Origin of the sequence: Melaminivora alkalimesophila (genome assembly GCF_000282995.1) — a bacterium.
GTDB lineage: Bacteria > Pseudomonadota > Gammaproteobacteria > Burkholderiales > Burkholderiaceae_C > Melaminivora > Melaminivora alkalimesophila.
The window spans coordinates 1-880 of the sequence record NZ_ALEE01000568.1 but is presented as its reverse complement, the minus strand read 5'-3'; the positions used below and the strand labels follow the sequence as shown (position 1 = coordinate 880).

The window sequence follows — 880 nt, the reverse complement described above, 5'->3', positions numbered from 1 at the left end:
GCGGCGGCGCCAGCCCCTGCAGGGCGCCGGGGCCGCGGTCCCTCCGGCGCCCGCGCCGCGCTCAGCCTCGCGGCCTGCCGGATGAGGCAGCGCTGCGGCGCAGGGCGGTGAAATCCGGAGCGCGCTTTTCCAGGAAGGCGCCGATGCCCTCGCGCGCTTCCTCGTCGGCCTGCGACCAGGGCATGTAGAGCGCCTCCAGCGCCATCTGCTGCTCCAGGCTGTGCTCGTGCGCGACGCGGCACAGGTGCTTGATGCGCGCCATCGCCCGCTGCGGCCCGGCCGCCAGCTGGCCGGCCAGCGCCAGCGCCGCCTTCAGCGCCTCGCCCGGCTCGGTGAGGCGGTTCACGGCGCCCAGCGTGTGCAGCCGCTCGCCGCTGATCCGCTCGCCGGTGAGGCACAGTTCGGTCAGCACCTGGCGCGAGACGAATCCGGCCAGCAGCGCGGTGGCACCGCCGTCGGGCGTCAGCCCCACCTTCACGTACGCGACCGAGAACACGGCATCGCGGGCCGCGACCAGCAGGTCGCCCGCCAGCGCCAGGGACAGGCCCGCACCCGCCGCCGCGCCCTCCACCGCCACGACCACCGGCTTGGGACAGTCGCGCAGGGCCCGGACCACGCCGTGCAGTGCCTCGACGCGCTGGCGCCGCGCGGCCTCGGGCAGCGCGTGGCGCGTGGCCAGCTGGCGCAGGTTGCCTCCGGCGCAGAAATGCCCGCCCGCGCCCGTGAGCACGATGGCGCCCACTTCCGGGTCGGCCCCCGCCTGCTGCAGCGCAGCGACCAGCTCCTCGTACAACCGGGGCGAGAGCGCATTGCGGGTCTTCGGGTCGTGCAGCGTCAGCACCCACACCGGGCCTTCGCGCCGCACCAGGAGCGGGCGCGG

The 880-nt window shown here is 76.2% G+C and carries 1 protein-coding gene; it reads right to left on the bottom strand.

Annotated elements, in window-relative coordinates; translation table 11 throughout:
* Window positions 1-61 precede the first annotated feature (61 nt).
* Window positions 62-868 (bottom strand): oxepin-CoA hydrolase, alternative type, encoded by an 807-nt coding sequence (locus tag A612_RS11125; RefSeq protein ID WP_051001494.1) that lies wholly within the window; start codon window positions 866-868, stop codon window positions 62-64.
* Window positions 869-880 lie beyond the last annotated feature (12 nt).